The 15,528-nt window shown below is 46.6% G+C and carries 20 protein-coding genes; 15 read left to right on the top strand and 5 right to left on the bottom strand.

What is annotated here, in order from left to right:
* Nucleotides 1–37: 37 nt before the first annotated feature.
* Both MHB72_RS15450 and MHB72_RS15445 read right to left on the bottom strand, forming a co-directional pair.
* Nucleotides 38–580 carry a transcription repressor NadR gene (locus MHB72_RS15450; RefSeq protein ID WP_216919873.1) on the bottom strand — a complete coding sequence of 181 codons (543 nt, stop codon included), beginning with the start codon at nt 578–580 and terminating at the stop codon, nt 38–40.
* Nucleotides 549–1,727, bottom strand: a complete 1,179-nt coding sequence (locus tag MHB72_RS15445; protein WP_216919874.1) for an IscS subfamily cysteine desulfurase — start codon at nt 1,725–1,727, stop codon at nt 549–551. Before MHB72_RS15445 ends, MHB72_RS15450 begins: the two co-directional genes overlap by 32 nt.
* A 100-nt stretch (nt 1,728–1,827) precedes the next feature.
* Here MHB72_RS15445 and nadB point away from each other — a divergent pair, with 100 nt between their 5' ends.
* The 7 genes from nadB (at nt 1,828) to MHB72_RS15410 (ending at nt 8,641) form a co-directional block, all read left to right on the top strand.
* Nucleotides 1,828–3,402, top strand: coding sequence for an L-aspartate oxidase (gene nadB, locus MHB72_RS15440; RefSeq protein WP_216919876.1), 1,575 nt, complete (start codon nt 1,828–1,830; stop codon nt 3,400–3,402).
* Complete coding sequence (gene nadC, locus MHB72_RS15435; RefSeq protein WP_216919878.1) at nt 3,383–4,222, top strand: carboxylating nicotinate-nucleotide diphosphorylase; 840 nt, start codon at nt 3,383–3,385, stop codon at nt 4,220–4,222. Before nadB ends, nadC begins: the two co-directional genes overlap by 20 nt.
* Before the next feature lie 21 nt (nt 4,223–4,243).
* Nucleotides 4,244–5,353: a quinolinate synthase NadA gene (gene nadA / locus MHB72_RS15430; protein WP_023855409.1), complete on the top strand. Its 1,110-nt coding sequence runs from the start codon at nt 4,244–4,246 to the stop codon at nt 5,351–5,353.
* A 115-nt stretch (nt 5,354–5,468) separates the two neighbouring features.
* Nucleotides 5,469–6,521, top strand: coding sequence for a SafA/ExsA family spore coat assembly protein (gene safA / locus MHB72_RS15425; protein WP_216919880.1), 1,053 nt, complete (start codon nt 5,469–5,471; stop codon nt 6,519–6,521).
* A 172-nt stretch (nt 6,522–6,693) separates the two neighbouring features.
* A complete protein-coding gene (locus MHB72_RS15420; protein WP_023855407.1) occupies nt 6,694–7,329 on the top strand; it encodes a YhcN/YlaJ family sporulation lipoprotein in 636 nt (211 codons plus the stop codon).
* 124 nt (nt 7,330–7,453) lie between these two features.
* Nucleotides 7,454–8,176: a YebC/PmpR family DNA-binding transcriptional regulator gene (locus MHB72_RS15415; RefSeq protein ID WP_023855406.1), complete on the top strand. Its 723-nt coding sequence runs from the start codon at nt 7,454–7,456 to the stop codon at nt 8,174–8,176.
* Nucleotides 8,177–8,314: 138 nt separating this feature from the next.
* Nucleotides 8,315–8,641, top strand: coding sequence for a hypothetical protein (locus MHB72_RS15410; RefSeq protein ID WP_023855405.1), 327 nt, complete (start codon nt 8,315–8,317; stop codon nt 8,639–8,641).
* Between the two features lie 89 nt (nt 8,642–8,730).
* Here MHB72_RS15410 and MHB72_RS15405 read toward each other — a convergent pair whose 3' ends face one another.
* Nucleotides 8,731–8,910, bottom strand: a complete 180-nt coding sequence (locus MHB72_RS15405; protein ID WP_003183993.1) for a hypothetical protein — start codon at nt 8,908–8,910, stop codon at nt 8,731–8,733.
* A 403-nt stretch (nt 8,911–9,313) separates the two neighbouring features.
* On the opposite strand from MHB72_RS15405, the gene MHB72_RS15400 reads away from it, so the two are divergent.
* The 3 genes from MHB72_RS15400 (at nt 9,314) to MHB72_RS15390 (ending at nt 10,836) form a co-directional block, all read left to right on the top strand.
* Complete coding sequence (locus MHB72_RS15400; RefSeq protein WP_023855404.1) at nt 9,314–10,024, top strand: poly-gamma-glutamate hydrolase family protein; 711 nt, start codon at nt 9,314–9,316, stop codon at nt 10,022–10,024.
* A 59-nt stretch (nt 10,025–10,083) separates the two neighbouring features.
* Nucleotides 10,084–10,548, top strand: a complete 465-nt coding sequence (locus tag MHB72_RS15395; RefSeq protein ID WP_026579142.1) for a DinB family protein — start codon at nt 10,084–10,086, stop codon at nt 10,546–10,548.
* A gap of 108 nt (nt 10,549–10,656) precedes the next feature.
* The gene (locus MHB72_RS15390; protein ID WP_216919882.1) at nt 10,657–10,836 is read left to right on the top strand and encodes a small acid-soluble spore protein H; all 180 of its coding nucleotides are present in this window, start codon (nt 10,657–10,659) and stop codon (nt 10,834–10,836) included.
* Between the two features lie 81 nt (nt 10,837–10,917).
* Here MHB72_RS15390 and MHB72_RS15385 read toward each other — a convergent pair whose 3' ends face one another.
* Together MHB72_RS15385 and MHB72_RS15380 are read right to left on the bottom strand one after the other, a co-directional pair.
* On the bottom strand, nt 10,918–11,040 hold the full coding sequence (locus MHB72_RS15385; RefSeq protein WP_023855401.1) for a hypothetical protein: 123 nt from the start codon (nt 11,038–11,040) through the stop codon (nt 10,918–10,920).
* A gap of 70 nt (nt 11,041–11,110) precedes the next feature.
* The gene (locus tag MHB72_RS15380; protein ID WP_020452425.1) at nt 11,111–11,758 is read right to left on the bottom strand and encodes a protein kinase family protein; all 648 of its coding nucleotides are present in this window, start codon (nt 11,756–11,758) and stop codon (nt 11,111–11,113) included.
* 231 nt (nt 11,759–11,989) lie between these two features.
* Between MHB72_RS15380 and MHB72_RS15375 the strand changes: the two genes are divergently transcribed.
* From MHB72_RS15375 to queA, 5 genes are all read left to right on the top strand, one after another.
* Nucleotides 11,990–12,511, top strand: coding sequence for an intercompartmental signaling factor BofC (locus tag MHB72_RS15375; protein WP_023855400.1), 522 nt, complete (start codon nt 11,990–11,992; stop codon nt 12,509–12,511).
* A 123-nt stretch (nt 12,512–12,634) separates the two neighbouring features.
* Nucleotides 12,635–13,240 carry a Holliday junction branch migration protein RuvA gene (ruvA, locus tag MHB72_RS15370; protein ID WP_023855399.1) on the top strand — a complete coding sequence of 202 codons (606 nt, stop codon included), beginning with the start codon at nt 12,635–12,637 and terminating at the stop codon, nt 13,238–13,240.
* Between the two features lie 9 nt (nt 13,241–13,249).
* Nucleotides 13,250–14,254: a Holliday junction branch migration DNA helicase RuvB gene (gene ruvB, locus MHB72_RS15365; protein ID WP_023855398.1), complete on the top strand. Its 1,005-nt coding sequence runs from the start codon at nt 13,250–13,252 to the stop codon at nt 14,252–14,254.
* Entirely contained in the window at nt 14,247–14,447 is a 201-nt protein-coding gene (locus MHB72_RS15360; protein ID WP_003183984.1) for a DUF2905 domain-containing protein, read from the top strand. The genes ruvB and MHB72_RS15360 overlap by 8 nt, the downstream gene beginning before the upstream one ends.
* Nucleotides 14,448–14,487: 40 nt before the next feature.
* On the top strand, nt 14,488–15,516 hold the full coding sequence (gene queA, locus MHB72_RS15355) for a tRNA preQ1(34) S-adenosylmethionine ribosyltransferase-isomerase QueA (RefSeq protein ID WP_020452420.1): 1,029 nt from the start codon (nt 14,488–14,490) through the stop codon (nt 15,514–15,516).
* The last annotated feature ends 12 nt before the right edge of the window (nt 15,517–15,528 follow it).

Genomic DNA, 15,528 nt, shown 5'->3' with positions numbered 1-15,528 from the left:
AGGTCCTTTGCATTGATGACGGCAAAGGACCTTTTCTTTATTCGGGAATGAGGATGCCCGCTTTTTGCAGGGCGTCGCAAGCTTGTTCGATCTTCTCTTCGTTATCTGCCTCCAATGTGTGCAGATGGGTGCCGTTTGTCAGTTGAGACAGATAAGCCGCGTTTGTCGAAGAGATTTTTTTGACGAAGTCCGAGACTTCTTTTCTTGTGCTGACTCTGATCGAAGCTGTTAAGTCGCCGTAGACAGGATGTTCAATCGTTACATCTTTCACCGTTACGCCAAAGTCGACGATCAGATTCAGCTCTTCTTCCGTTTTTTCCGGCTCATGGTCGCAAGCGATGAGCCGCTGAACCGGCTGTTTTTTGCCGAGAACTGACTGCAAATACACGTATCCTTGGCTTGTTGCGATGATCGGTTCGTTTTTTGCTTTTAATAAAGAAATGTCCTGTACGATGACCTGCCGTGAAACAGATGCTCTTTTCGCCAGTTCGCTTCCTGTCAGCGGAGCCTCAGACTCCTTCAGCCAGGCCAGAAGCTGCTGGCGCCGCTCAGCTCCCGTAAGTTTTAATCCGTCTGTCAATCCGATGGTCTCCTTTCTCATGCATCATATCTTCAAAAACGTCCAACAGCTTATCAACATGTTCGCTTGTCGTATCGCATCCGAACGAAATTCGGACGAATTGAAGCGCGAGCTCCCTTGGGACTAAAAGGGCTTTCATCGTATTCGACGGCTCATGATAGCCGGCTGAACACGCGCTTCCGGTAGAAATGCAAATTCCTCTCCGATTACATTCCAGCATAGTATATTGTCCTTCAAAGGAATGAAAAAAACAACCTATAATATGCGGCAGAACATGCGAATTTGCCGAATCGGGCACAGCGAGGGAGACGGGAAGCTTCCGGGCTTTTGCCTTTTCCAGAAAACGGGCGCGCAGCTCCTGATGTTTAAGATACGCGGCATCCATACGCTTTATTGTCAACTCAGCAGCGGTAATGAAAGCGCCGATTCCAGGGACATTGACGGTGCCGCTCTTCAATCCGTTTTCATGTAAAGTGCCCGGGTAGACGGGTTTCCAGTTCACACCAGGCCGAATATAGACCGCTCCAACTCCTTTTGGTCCGTATACTTTATGGCTTGAAACAGATAAGGCATCAGCGCCGAGCTCATCAATGCCGACCGGAATCTTGGCAAAGGTCTGTACGCAGTCGCTGTGCAGGAGCACGTCCCGCTTATGCAAGTAAGCCGAAAGCTTTGCCAGGGGCTGGATGACGCCTGTTTCTGAGTTGGCATGCTGAATTGAGACGAGACCTGTATCAGGACGGAGGTGCCGTTCCAGTATCTCTGTTGTGATGATGCCTGAAGCATTCGGTTTCATCAAGTCGACTTCAAAGCCCAGTATCTCAAGATGCCGCTTCAAAATGTGGATCGACTGATGTTCCATTTCTGTCATTAAAAAGCGCTGCTTTCTCGAGGGGAGTCCATTTAAGATGGAGTGAATCGCCAAAAAATTGGCTTCGGTGCCGCCGCTCGTAAAATAAACGCCTTCTTCTTCCCCGGATAAAAGTTCCGCCATCTTTTGGCGGCAGTAGCGCAGAATACTTTCGGCTTTCCCTCCTGCATCATGCAGACTACTCGAATTTCCGTACACGTCTATGCTCAGTTTTTGAAACGCGTCCAAGGCTTCTTTTGCTGCCGGTGTCGTCGCTGCATAATCAAGATAAATCACGGCTCTCGTCTCCCATTCTTTATAAAAAATACTTGAGTTTATTTTATCGATATGTAAATATAGGTGTCAAGACACATGTAAATTTACAGGAGGAGTCGACATGTCTCATCAGACGATAATTGTTGTCGGAGCAGGTGCCGCTGCGCTGTCTTTTGCTGCATCCATTCCGCCGTCTTATGAAGTGATTGTGATGACAAAAGCATCTGTAAAAGACAGCAATTCAACCCTCGCTCAGGGAGGAATTGCCTCGGCTGTATTGCCTCGCGATTCCTGGTCAGCTCATGCGGACGACACATTATATGCCGGATGCGGCCACAATCAAATCGAAGCGGTTCAAGATGCCATTAAAGACGGCCAGCGCCTTATTGATGAGCTGATTCTTCAGCATTTCCCTTTTGATACTGACGAATCCGGAAAGCTCAACCTCGGCAAAGAAGGCGCACATTCGATGAACAGAATTTTGCATGCCGGGGGAGACGCTACGGGGCAGGCGCTGATCCGGCACTTAATCGGAAGGCTCGGTCCTCACGTCATACTGAAAGAATACGAAACGGCGGCGGATTTATGGATGGAAGACGGACGCTGTGCGGGCGTCTGGACGAAAGACCGCCAGGGAAAGACTTTTCTCAGGAAAGCCGATTTTGTTGTGCTGGCGGCAGGAGGCTGCGGAAATCTATTTCAAATCAACACGAATAACCGTTCTGTGACAAGCGATGCGATTTCTTTGGCATATCGGGCAGGAGCCGAGCTCGCAGATTTGGAATTCGTTCAATTTCATCCTACATTGCTCGTCAAAGACGGGCGCGCACACGGGCTTGTTTCAGAAGCTGTGCGTGGAGAAGGAGCTGTCTTGGTTGATGAAAACGGCCAGCGGGTGATGGAAGGGATTCACCACATGCAGGATTTAGCGCCGCGGGACATCGTATCTCGTGCGATTCACGAAAAGCTTGCCTGTGGAAGCAGCGTATTTTTGGATATTACCCGCATATCAGACTTTAAAAGCCGCTTCCCTACGATTTCCTCTCTTTGCGAAAAAGCCGGAATTTCCATTGAAGAAGGCCGGCTTCCGGTTTCACCGGGCATGCATTTTTTAATGGGGGGCGTTTCTGTGAACAGATGGGGGGAAACGGCGGTTCCACACCTTTATGTGATTGGGGAAGCTGCATGCACCGGCTTTCACGGTGCCAACCGTCTGGCAAGCAATTCTCTCTTGGAATGCATCGTCTTCGGAAGGAGAGCGGCGGAACGGATACAAGCTTATCAAAAACCTGAGCCTGTCAGAGGACAATCTCCTCAGCCTGAGGATGTGACATATTCTGTTCCCCTGACAGATGTGAAGGATATGCAAAAACGCATGACGGATCATGTGGCGATCGTGCGAACGGAGGATGAATTGACGAAGGCGAAAGAATGGCTTGAGCGAGTGCCTTTTCAAATCGTGAATGTGAAAGGAATCACAAAAGAACAGCTTGAATTAGCTCATTTATGGCAGACCGCCAAGCAGATGACGGCCTCGGCATTGCTTCGTACAGAAAGCAGAGGCGGCCATTACCGTTCGGATCGCCCGGCGCCTGATGATAAAAACTGGCATGGCAAGCAAATCGTTCACACAAAAGGCGGGATCAAGATAAGACAAAACGAAGGGATTGTGAAATATGCAGCGGCTCATACTTAAGAACATGCTTAAAGAATTTTTCAAGGAAGATATCGGCTGGGGGGATTTCACTTCTGAAGCCGTTTTCGATGCCAATCTTCAATGCGAAGCTGTCATCACAGCGAAGGATGACGGATGGTTTGCAGGAGAATTAGTGATTTTCGAAGGCTTTCGGCTGCTCGATGAAACGATCGCCGTGCAAATGCTGAAAACAGATGGCGAAGCGGTCCATAAAGGAGAAACGATCGCGCGGCTCAAAGGCCGTGCAGCTTCTCTCATGACCGGCGAACGGGTCGTGCTGAATCTCATTCAAAGAATGTCGGGGATCGCCACTTTAACAAAGCAGTCCGTTATCAGGCTGAATGATCCGGATATCGCGATTTGCGATACGAGAAAGACGACGCCGGGCCTGCGCATTCTTGAAAAATACGCGGTCAAAACCGGCGGGGGCTGCAATCACCGCTTTGGTTTGGACGGCGGCATCATGATTAAAGACAACCACATTGGCGCCTGCGGCTCGATTTCAAAAGCGGTTGAAAAAGCACGGGCAGCGTGCGGCCATATGGTCAAAATCGAGGTGGAGATCGAGTCTGAACAAGAGCTTCAAGAAGCGATTGAGGCTGAAGCCGATATCATTATGTTTGACAATTGTCCTCCTGACAAGGTGAAAGCATTTGCGGAAATGACACCCGCAGGCATTATGACGGAAGCTTCAGGCGGAATTTCATTTGAAAATCTCCCCGCATACAGGGGAACAGGGGTGCACTGTATTTCATTGGGCTACTTGACCCATTCGGCGAAAAGCCTTGATATCAGCATGAATGTCGATCTGAAAAAATAAGCGGGATTGGAGAGGTGACAGATGTCTATTTTAAACTTGATTCATGACAGGAACGCCGGCATGATGCCGGAGCTGTATAAAGAATTGACCGAAGAAGAAATGGCCGGAAGGATTTTGAATATCAAAAAGAAATTCGGAGAAAGGCTGTTTATCCCGGGGCATCACTACCAAAAAGACGAAGTGATCCAATTTGCGGACGCGACGGGAGATTCGCTTCAGCTGGCGCAAGTCGCCCAAAAAAATAAAAAAGCGGAATATATCGTGTTCTGTGGCGTACATTTTATGGCAGAAACAGCCGATATGCTTACTTCCGACGAACAGATTGTCGTTTTGCCGGACATGCGCGCAGGCTGTTCGATGGCCGATATGGCCAACATGCAGCAGACGAATCGCGCCTGGGAAGAGCTTGCAGAGCTGTTTGGCGATACTATCATTCCCCTCACATATGTCAATTCGACAGCGGAAATCAAGGCTTTTGTAGGAAGAAATGGGGGAGCGTCCGTGACATCCTCAAATGCGGCCCGCATGTTGACATGGGCGCTATCGCAAAAGGAGAGAATTTTATTTCTTCCGGATCAGCACTTGGGACGAAACACGGCATTTGACCTCGGCATTCCCCTCAGCAGAATGGCGGTGTGGGATCCCATCGCAGAAAAACTTGAGTATAACGGCGATTATGAAGACATAAAAATCATTTTGTGGAAGGGGCATTGCTCTGTTCACGAAAAATTTACCGCGGCGAATATCAAAAGTGTTAAAGAACGGGATTCGGACATTAATGTTATCGTTCATCCGGAATGCACCCATGAAGTCGTCGCACTCAGCGATTTCAGCGGGTCTACAAAAAAAATCATCGATACGATTAATGAAGCAAAACCGGGGAGCAAATGGGCGATTGGAACAGAGATGAACCTTGTTTCGCGCATCATTCAAGAACATCCTGATAAACAAATCGAATCCCTTAATCCAGATATGTGCCCTTGTTTGACAATGAACAGAATCGACATGCCGCATTTGCTGTGGTCGCTGGAGCAGATTGACAAAGGTGAACTGACAGGCGTGATCAAAGTTGATCAAGATATCGCAAAAGATGCCATTCTTGCGCTGAATCGGATGTTAACGATCCGTTAAATGTTTGGAGAACAAGTTTTTATCATAACCCCTCCGCTATGCGCATAAATTTGTGGAGAAGCATATTTGTTATTCTCATCTGTTCGTTCACGTTTTTGCATAGGAGGGGAAAACGTTGAAAATTCATATTGTCCAAAAGGGCGATTCTCTGGAAAAAATCGCGGAAAGATATGAAGTGGACTTTAAAGAACTGAAAAAGCTGAATTCGCAGCTGAGCAATCCAGATTTGATCATGCCGGGCATGAAAATCAAAGTACCGTCAGGGGGAGTGCCGGTCAAAAAAGAAGAACAGCTCAATATGAGAAAAGAGTTACCGAAAAAACAGCAGGAACATCCATTTGCAAAAGAAAAACCGAAAGGTAAGCTTGATGTTGAAGATATAAAACCGAAAGAAAAGCCTTCGGTTCCTTATGTTCCGCCTGTCCCGAACATCGGGCAGTCAAGTTTGCCTGAAGGCGACATTTCAAATTTGTATCAAAGCGTCAATCAGCTTCATCAGCCGTACGCACCTCCAAAACCTTATGAACATCAAGAGAAAGGCCCCAACATGTATAATCCATGGACAAATGAGGAGGAGAATCATATGGAAAATGTCAATTATCCGAATGTTCCGCAGCCGCCGAATGTCGGTGCAGCAGGTGATGAAAATAAGCAGTTTCACGGCATGCCAAATGTAGCTGCTGCCGGATATCATCACCATCACCATCCGCATCCTTATCCGTTCTATCCTGGAGGCTGCTGGATTCCTGTTTCACCGGTGCTGCCTGGATCGGGCTTATGCCACCCTTGGTATCCATATCCTGCTCAAATGCCTTACATGCCTCAGCCTAGCTATGTATCTCCTGCTGAATATGACGGTGATGACAACATGGGGCATGACAATGCCGGTCATCACGGATATCATCATCAGCCGATGACTGCTCCGGCATATGCGCCTTATCAGCCGTTTCCGGGATATGCATCGCCAAACGTCGGTCACGATCCCAATATGGCACACGGCAAAGAAGATGACTGCGGGTGCGGGCCAGGCCAATTCCCGGGAGGTTTTCCGGGTGCAGCGCCATATGGACAGATGCCGCAAATGGGAGCTCCGTACGGTATGGGCGGATACGGACAGCAGCCCGCAGGCGGACAGATGTTTAACAGACCGGAAGATGAAGAAGACTGATTCGGAATGGGACGATGATCTATCGTTCCTTTTTTATTGTGGGCCGCTATAAACACTTTCATGCTTTTTCACGGGACTGTCTATAACTGTCAAGGGTAACTCTTCACATCTCGCACATCCTAAAAAAGAGCGCAATGCTCAAATTCAGCGGTTTTCACGGGGGGTATTACCATTGGACAGCAAGCTGAAAGTGTTTTCGGGTATTTTGCTTTTGACAGCTGGTCTATCTGCCTGCGGAACGAACGACGCTATAGATAATGGAAACAATACGCGTCCGATCGGATATTATTCAAATGATGCAGATCGTAATAACGGTCTTGATAATGACGGTCCTGTTACAGAAATGCTTGAAAACATGAACGGGAGAAACGGTGCAACGAACGTGAACAATCGAGCGGGCAACGGCAATCCCGTTCCAACAGGCGATGGAACTTTCAGCCGGGGAGACATGAATTATCACAATCATTTGGTGAACACGGCGGACACAGGCTATAACAGACCGGAAAACCGTAAAATCTCCAGGAATATCACTGGACGTGTCAACAAGTTGAATTATGTTGACGAGAGTCAGGCCGTCGTAACGAATGAAACGGTCATCATCGCGGTACGGTCAGATAAACAGCTGACAAATAATGAGAGAACTCAAATTAGAAAAGCAGCCAAAACGTTTGCTGGAGACCGGACCGTTCAAGTTGTCGAGGACGACGGCGCATTTACAAGGCTGCGCGAAATGAACGACGACCCTCAGAACATTAGGGATCGCGGAGACACGACGAATAACAATTTGAACCGCTTGCGCAACCAATAAGCAGGGAATTGCCGGGGATTCCCCGGCAATTTTTTTGTAAGCGTTCGGCCGATTTCTTTACAAAAACGGGGAAAACCGTATAAAGTGTACATAGAGACGAGAATTTTTTTGGAGGTAGAAAGATATGGCTGGCCATTCTAAATGGAAAAATATTCAGAGAAGAAAAAATGCCCAAGATGCTAAACGCGGCAAAATTTTCATGAAGCTTGCCAAAGAAATATATGTAGCCGCAAAAGAAGGGGGACCCGATCCCGAATCTAACGCAAGTCTGCGTCTCGTCATCGATAAAGCCAAAAATGCAAACATGCCAAACGACAACATCGACCGCGCCATCAAAAAAGCTTCCGGCAGCCAGGATGGAAAAAGCTACGAGGAAATTACGTATGAGGGCTACGGCCCAAGCGGTGTGGCTGTCATGGTCAAATGTTTGACAGATAATAAAAACCGGACGGCGACAAACGTCAGAACCGCTTTCAGCAAAAACGGCGGCAGCTTGGGGGAAACAGGATGTGTTTCTTATATGTTCGACCGGAAAGGATATATTGCAATCGAGCGTGAAGATCTTGAGATAGATGAAGAGGAGTTTATGCTTGAGGTCATTGATGCCGGTGCCGAGGAGCTCGAAACGAGCGAAGAGCTGTTCGAGATTTATACAGAGCCCGAACAGTTTGAAGAAGTAAAGAAAAACTTGGAGGAGCGCGGCTACGAAACGGCGACAGCCGAAATGACAATGGTTCCGCAAACCTATGCAGAGGTCGATGAAACACTTCAGGAAAAAGTCGAAAAACTCATTGACGCACTTGAAGATGATGACGATGTGCAGGAAGTGTATACGAACGTTCATTAAAGGACGCCGCACCAGGTTCGCGGCGTTTTTTTATGCATTCAACCATTTAGCAGCCGTATCAAGCTGCTGCGGAATCAAGATTTGATTTTTCATCATATATTGTGAAGGAATCTGTCATCATGAGAGGAGGTTCTATAAATGGCTGAACAGCGCGAAAATGAGAAGCCTTTCACGGCTATAGACGCGGGTGCGCAAGATCAGGAAACCGCTCAAGTCATCGAAAAAATCAACAGCTTTATCACGGGATTTGGTCAATCCATCAATGAGCTGGTTCAGAAAAACAGCGGCATCGATCTGAGAGAGGCCGACCTCACAAAAAGTGAAAATGCAGAGATGAATCAAGCGGTCCAAAATATCATCAGTGAATACATTCAAAATATCAACAGCCTGAATGCTGATCTTAGCGGAAAGATCGGTGAATCGATCAACGGCATCGTCACAAACAAAGATCAAAAAGATGTTTAAGCATTTGACAGCATGACGTGTATTGCCGGCAAAGCTCCATTCAGCCTTGTCGGCAAGTTTTTTTATACATATGAGAATGTACTGTAACGCTAAATGCTTTTTTTCATGCCGCAGCGCCGGCATTCACGCAAAAACTGCCCGTTTTTTACAGAGCTTTTAAAAAGGGTGTAATCGCAATTGTCGCACCGTCCGTGGCGGACATCCGGATATTGATTGTAATCATAAACTTTTGTCAGGTCGTAGCCTTTTGTTTCATATTCTGTTTCCATGTTTTATCACCTGCATTTTTATTGTCGGTAATAGGATAACAGAACGGGGATGAAAAGAAAATATAACATCAGCAGCCGGCAGACGCGGCAGATGTTACTTTTATCAAACCGTATACCCCGTTTCTGATAGAACGCCTTATTCTCAAGCGGGATAGGCTGTAGGGAAAGTCGTGCAACAAGAGACGCCTATTCTTATGAGATTTTTTTCTTAAAATTTATCGATCTTTTAAACTAATGAAAAAGCATCATTTTATTTAAATTTTTATTTTTTATCAAACTTATTCATAATTGAACGCGTCATGTCTAAAGCGTAAAATAACTGTGTCACAAAAAAGCCAAATATACAATGAGGCTTGGAGGACATGCTTAGAAATCGAAAGGTAGTGTAAAAGGGGAATAATCAATGAAGAAAAAAGTACTCATCTACTTGGTGATCGCAGCAGTGATGATAAATGGCGCATACAGGTGGTTCGAAAAAACAACCCGGGAGAACTTTCAGATCCAGGCCGGGGACAGATACATGAATTTCAAGGAATTGCAGGAACACGAAAAAAGCGGTTATGACATTGAGTACCACGAAAAAGCGGGAAGCGACTGTTTAATTTTTTCGCCTCATGGAGGAAGAATAGAAGGCGGAGTAAGCGAGCTTGTCAGAGCTTTCAAAGATGATTATTCAACTTATTTATTCGAAGGAAAAAAGGATGAGAACAACTCGGATCTTCATATTACAAGCACAAACTTTGACGAGCCTCTGGCATTGCAGAAAATAAAAGAACACCGCTATACCATCGCATTCCACGGCTATTCCGGCGACCGCCCGCACACGCTTGTGGGAGGAACGGACAGAAAGCTGGCAAAAGCCATCGTCAAATCTCTGAAAAAGTCTGACTTTTCCGCAGAATTGGTCAAAGTGGACGGGAAATTTGCCGGAACTGCCGAGGAAAACATCAATAATGAAAGCCAGTCAGGAATGAGCGTGCAGCTTGAAATCAGCACGGCTCAAAGGAAAGAGTTTTTCGAAGACTTTTCCTATAAAGAGAGGGAGGAAACAAAAACGAGAACATTCCGCAAATATGTCAAGGCGGTCCGAAGGGTGCTGCAGGACAGATGCTGAAAATGGAAACTCGTGTTATTCTGTGTATGAACTGCTAAAACACGAAGGAGGAATAAAAAATGGAACGAAAAGACCGCATCGTTCAGGAATTTATGTCCCACCGCCTGGTGACAGAAGAACTGATTCAAAAGATTGATGAAAAACATCTCGATTACAAACCGACTGAAACGTCGATGCCAGCGAAGGAACTTGTCACGCATATGCTGCAATCTTTCTATGCCTTTGCTTCGGCGGCAAAAGAAGGAAACGGAGAGTCTTTTAAAAAGAAGCCGGAAGAAACAGGGTCAAGCCTGAGCGAGCTCGCCAAAACGTATACAGAAAAAACAAAAAAGCTGCTTGAATCTTTTACGGATGAAGAATTGGATCGTGAGGTCGATTTGACCGGCGTCTTCGGACGGAAAGTAGCCGGCGAACAGCTGCTGCAGCTAGCGATCGGACACGAAATTCATCACAAAGGCAATCTGTTTGTTTATGTGCGTGAAATGGGACACACGGATCTGCCTTTGTACGTAAAGATTCATTGATTACGGGAGCCTGAAGATCACCCCTCCTTGAAAGAAAACCGGCTCAAAAGGAATACGAAAGCAGCCGGGTGTACACATTATGAGTAAAAGCAAAAGGAGGGTGTCAGCATGAATACGCATCGTGCCCAGGAAATCGTCGAATCACCCGACATGGTTGATGTTACTTATAACGGCAGACCGATTTATATTCAGCATGTCAACGAACAAAATGAAACCGCAAGAATTTTTCCGCTCGGCCAGCCGGAGAGCGAGCAGGAAGTACCGCTCGCAAATTTGAAAGAGCATTAAAAAGCAACCCCTTCAAATGAAGGGGTTTTGTATTTGTCTTATCACTCGGCCATCAAAAAAAACACCCGAAAGCCCGAGTGTTTAATTTATGATTTTTGCAAGTCCTCTTACTGCCAGCCTCAGCACATAAAACAACGGCTCAAGCAAATCAACGAGATAAAGATAATCCCATTTATCATCATTTCGTTTCTTCTTTTTCTTCAACAGCTGTTTCTCCCTTCCTGACTTTAATGGGGTTATTTCATATACGGACGCGCCTTCTTTAAGTTTCAAATTACGGGTGAAATTTGTTTTTTCTGGCGGCCCATTGTTTCTGAAGCCAGTTTTTTTTATAAAGATAAGCGATCAATTCCATCCACAGCTTAGGAAGCCTTTGCGGGAAACGGCTTTTTTTATAAATGGTTTGATAGGCTGTTTTTAAGTCATCCCACTGTCTGCATTCTTTCGTCTGCAAAAACCTGGCCACATCGATGACTTTGATTGTCCCAGCCGGCGTCAGTATCAGGTTTCTGAGGTGGATATCGGATGGATTCAACCCTTTCCGCTTCGCATCGTTCAATGCGCGGTCGACCTCGCAGATCATGTCATCATCGATCGGAATGCCTTTGTTTAAACACTCATAAAAAGTGTATCCTTTAATATACTCCATTAAAATATATGATGGCCCTGTTTCATATATATCAGGATAATAATTCGAATCAGAAAGCTTTTTGTAAATCTCCGCTTCCCTTGCGGCAATGTTCTTAAATTCGGGAAAAAAGACTTTAAGAGCCATTTCCCTGCCCTCTTCAGTCAGCTTAAAAACGTATGCGCTCCTGCCTTTCCCGATCAACTCTAAGTCATCGGGTTTTTGGATAAGTTTATTGAACTTTTTTTTCGTATTATACTTTACGGCCTCTGCATAGGTTTGCGCCTTTTTCACGCCGAACTCACCTTCTTTTTAAGGGCTGGTCAAACGAAAAACTCTCTATAATGTTGTTTATACATGAGAACGAGGGGTTTTGCACCTTAAATGCTTTTGAGTTCTTCATATTGGTTTAAAAATGTAACATTCGTAAACCGGTTGTCATCTAATTGCTTTTTTAGATTAATTTTTAAAAGCGTTGGTCAAACTATGGATATGATCGTTAAGGCAAAAAAGAAGGTGATATTGATGAACAGCCAAAGCAAGTTCAAAATCGGTTTATTGCTTATTGGAAGTCTGCTGGCCGCGCTCAGCTTTCACCTGGAGGCCCTGGCCGAAAAGCCGGCTAAAGTTCAAATCCAGCTTGAAAAGGTTTATCTGGACGGGGACGTTGGAATCGAAAATAAAGTAGAGGCCGCTCGAACACTGGAAGACTTTAAAGCTGCTTATAAAGGGTGGCAGCTCATCGATCAGAAAAAGGGGTTTATTCTGTTTCGCAAACAGGTGGACGATATTTCTCCCCTCAGCAAAACAAACGGTTATATCGGAGTGACGGAAGACGGCGTGATTTCGACTTTTCACGGCCGCCCGGGCATATTATCAGAGCCGATTCAATCGTTTTTTCAGATTGATATAAAGCGCCTGGAAAGCCGGATGGCGGATGATTTGCGCAAAGGGATCCCATACCGCACGAAAAAGGAATTTGAACATGTCATTGAAGCCGTAAAATCATCCGGAAGCCAACATCATGTAAAAGATATGAAGACATGACGCTGTTATGTCTTTTTTCAGCTGCAGACAGAAGCCATTTTTAGCGAACATATGTTAACTTTTTCATTCTAGCTTTGCCTGTTTTGTGTTACAATGAAGAGCAGTCAAAGAGGTGAATGAACGTTGATCGAATTCGTAAAAGGGACGATTGATTATGTATCGCCCCAATATATTGTCATTGAAAACGGCGGGATCGGCTATCAGATCTTTACGCCAAATCCGTTTATTTATAAGAAAAACAGCAACGAAACAATCTATACATACCATTATGTAAGAGAAGATACGAATGCGCTGTACGGCTTTTCGACAAGGGAAGAAAAAATGCTGTTTACGAAAATGCTGAATGTTACGGGAATCGGCCCGAAAGGAGCGCTTGCGATCCTCGCTTCCGGCGATCCGGGAGCGGTGATTGAAGCGATCGAGAATGAGGATGAAGCGTTTCTCGTCAAGTTCCCCGGCGTAGGCAAAAAAACGGCAAGGCAGATCATTCTTGATCTGAAAGGGAAGCTCGCGGACGCCGTTCCTGAAATCGCGGCCGATCTGTTTAACCATGAAGAGCGGGAGCAAATTCATGAAGCGGAAACGGCTCTTGAGGAGGCGCTTGAAGCATTAAGAGCGCTCGGCTATTCCGACCGGGAAATTAAAAAAGTCCAGCCTCATTTGAAAAAGGAAGAGGCGCTTTCGACGGATCAATACGTTAAAAAAGCATTGCAAAAATTGTTAAAGTAAGGTGATATCATGGATGAGCGGCTTGTATCAAGTGAACTAGACAACCATGAATCAGCGATCGAGCAAAGTCTGCGTCCGCAAAGACTGGCTCAGTATATCGGCCAGGAAAAAGTGAAAGACAACCTCAAGGTATTCATTGAAGCTGCGAAAATGCGGGAAGAAACGCTTGACCATGTCTTGTTGTACGGGCCGCCGGGATTGGGAAAAACGACGCTCGCTGCGATCATCGCCAACGAAATGGGAGTCAATCTCAGAACGACGTCAGGTCCGGCGATCGAGCGCCCCGGCGATTTGGCGGCGATATTAACGGCTCTGGAGCCAGGTGACGTTTTATTTATTGACGAGATCCACCGTCTGCACCGTTCGATCGAAGAGGTGCTGTATCCTGCGATGGAAGATTTCTGCCTTGATATCGTGATCGGCAAAGGGCCGTCGGCGCGTTCTGTGAGGCTCGATCTTCCTCCTTTTACCCTTGTCGGCGCGACCACAAGGGTCGGGCTTTTAACCGCGCCTCTCAGGGACAGGTTCGGCGTTCTGTCAAGGCTTGAGTATTACACGCGTGACGAGCTTTCAGACATCGTGATCAGAACGGCGGAGCTGTTTGAGGTTGACATCGATTCGCTCTCGGCTCTCGAAATCGCGAGACGGTCAAGAGGGACGCCGCGGATTGCCAACAGGCTTTTGAGGAGGGTCAGAGATTTTGCCCAGGTGCTTGGAAACAGCTCCATCACGGAGGAAGTGGCGGTGGATGCGCTTGAACGCCTCCAGGTTGATAAACTCGGGCTTGATCATATCGACCGCAAGCTTTTAATGGGCATGATCGAAAAATTTGGCGGCGGTCCAGTCGGCATCGATACGATTTCGGCTACCATCGGTGAGGAGTCTCACACGATCGAGGATGTGTATGAGCCGTATCTTCTTCAAATCGGTTTTATTCAAAGAACGCCGCGGGGGCGCATCGTAACCCCTGATGTATACAGCCACTTTAAAATGGAGGTTCCGAACCGTGACTGAATTTCCAAAGATTTTAATGGTGCTGGGCGCCGTCATTTTTGGCATCGGTTTATTCATGCAAGTCATCGGCAGGCTCCCCGGCGATATTTTTGTAAAAAAGGGAAACGTGACATTTTTCTTTCCGGTTGTTACATGCATTGTCATCAGCATCATTCTGTCCGTGGTGTTTTCGTTTTTCGGACGAATGAAATGACGCGACATTCAAGTCTATAGATAGAGTAAGGTGAAAAAAGATGAAAGTAGAATTATTCGATTTTGACTTGCCTGAACGCCTTATCGCACAGGTTCCTTTAAAAGAGCGGGATGCGTCCAGGCTGATGGTGCTGGATAAAAAAACAGGAGAAATCACTCACAGCACGTTTAAGCACGTGATTGATTTTCTGAACGCGGGCGATTGCATCGTGTTGAATGATACGAGGGTGCTACCGGCCCGCTTGTACGGAGTCAAGGAAGAGACGGGCGCAAAGGTTGAAGTTCTTCTGTTAAAACAGGAGGAAGGGGACGTATGGGAAACGCTTGTCAAGCCCGCAAAGCGGGTCAAGCGCGGAACCGTTCTTTCGTTTGGAGACGGCCGTCTAACGGCGGTCTGCACAGAAGAGCTCGAGCACGGCGGAAGAAAAATTGAATTCCGCTATGAAGGAATTTTTTACGAGGTGCTCGAATCGCTCGGCGAAATGCCTCTGCCTCCTTATATTAAAGAACAGCTCGATGACAGAGAGCGCTATCAGACGGTTTACTCAAAGAAACAAGGATCGGCGGCTGCGCCGACGGCCGGGCTGCATTTTACGGAAGAGATTCTGGATGCGCTCAGGAAAAAAGGCGTGCATATTGCGTTTATTACCCTTCACGTCGGGCTCGGGACATTCCGGCCTGTCAGTGCGGAAAATGTAGAGGAACACGATATGCATGCCGAGTTTTATGAAATGTCGGAAGAAACGGCAGCATTGTTAAACCGCGTCAGACAGGAAGGCGGAAAAATCATTTCCGTCGGCACGACATCGACGAGGACGCTTGAGACCATCGCTTCCGAACATGACGGCCGTTTCCGGGAAGCGAGAGGCTGGACATCGATTTTTATTTATCCAGGCTACACATTCCGGGCGATTGACGGGATGATTACCAATTTTCATCTTCCGAAATCGTCCCTCATTATGCTTGTCAGCGCGCTCGCAGGCAGAGAGCATGTGCTTTCTGCCTACCGCACCGCAGTGGAACACGAATACCGCTTCTTCAGCTTCGGAGATGCCATGTTGATCAAATAAAATTCAAAAAGA

The organism is Bacillus sp. FSL K6-1284, from assembly GCF_038002625.1.
In the GTDB taxonomy this organism is placed as follows: domain Bacteria; phylum Bacillota; class Bacilli; order Bacillales; family Bacillaceae; genus Bacillus; species Bacillus paralicheniformis.
The sequence above is the reverse complement of the archived record's forward strand: the minus strand, read 5'-3'. Positions and strand labels throughout refer to the sequence as shown.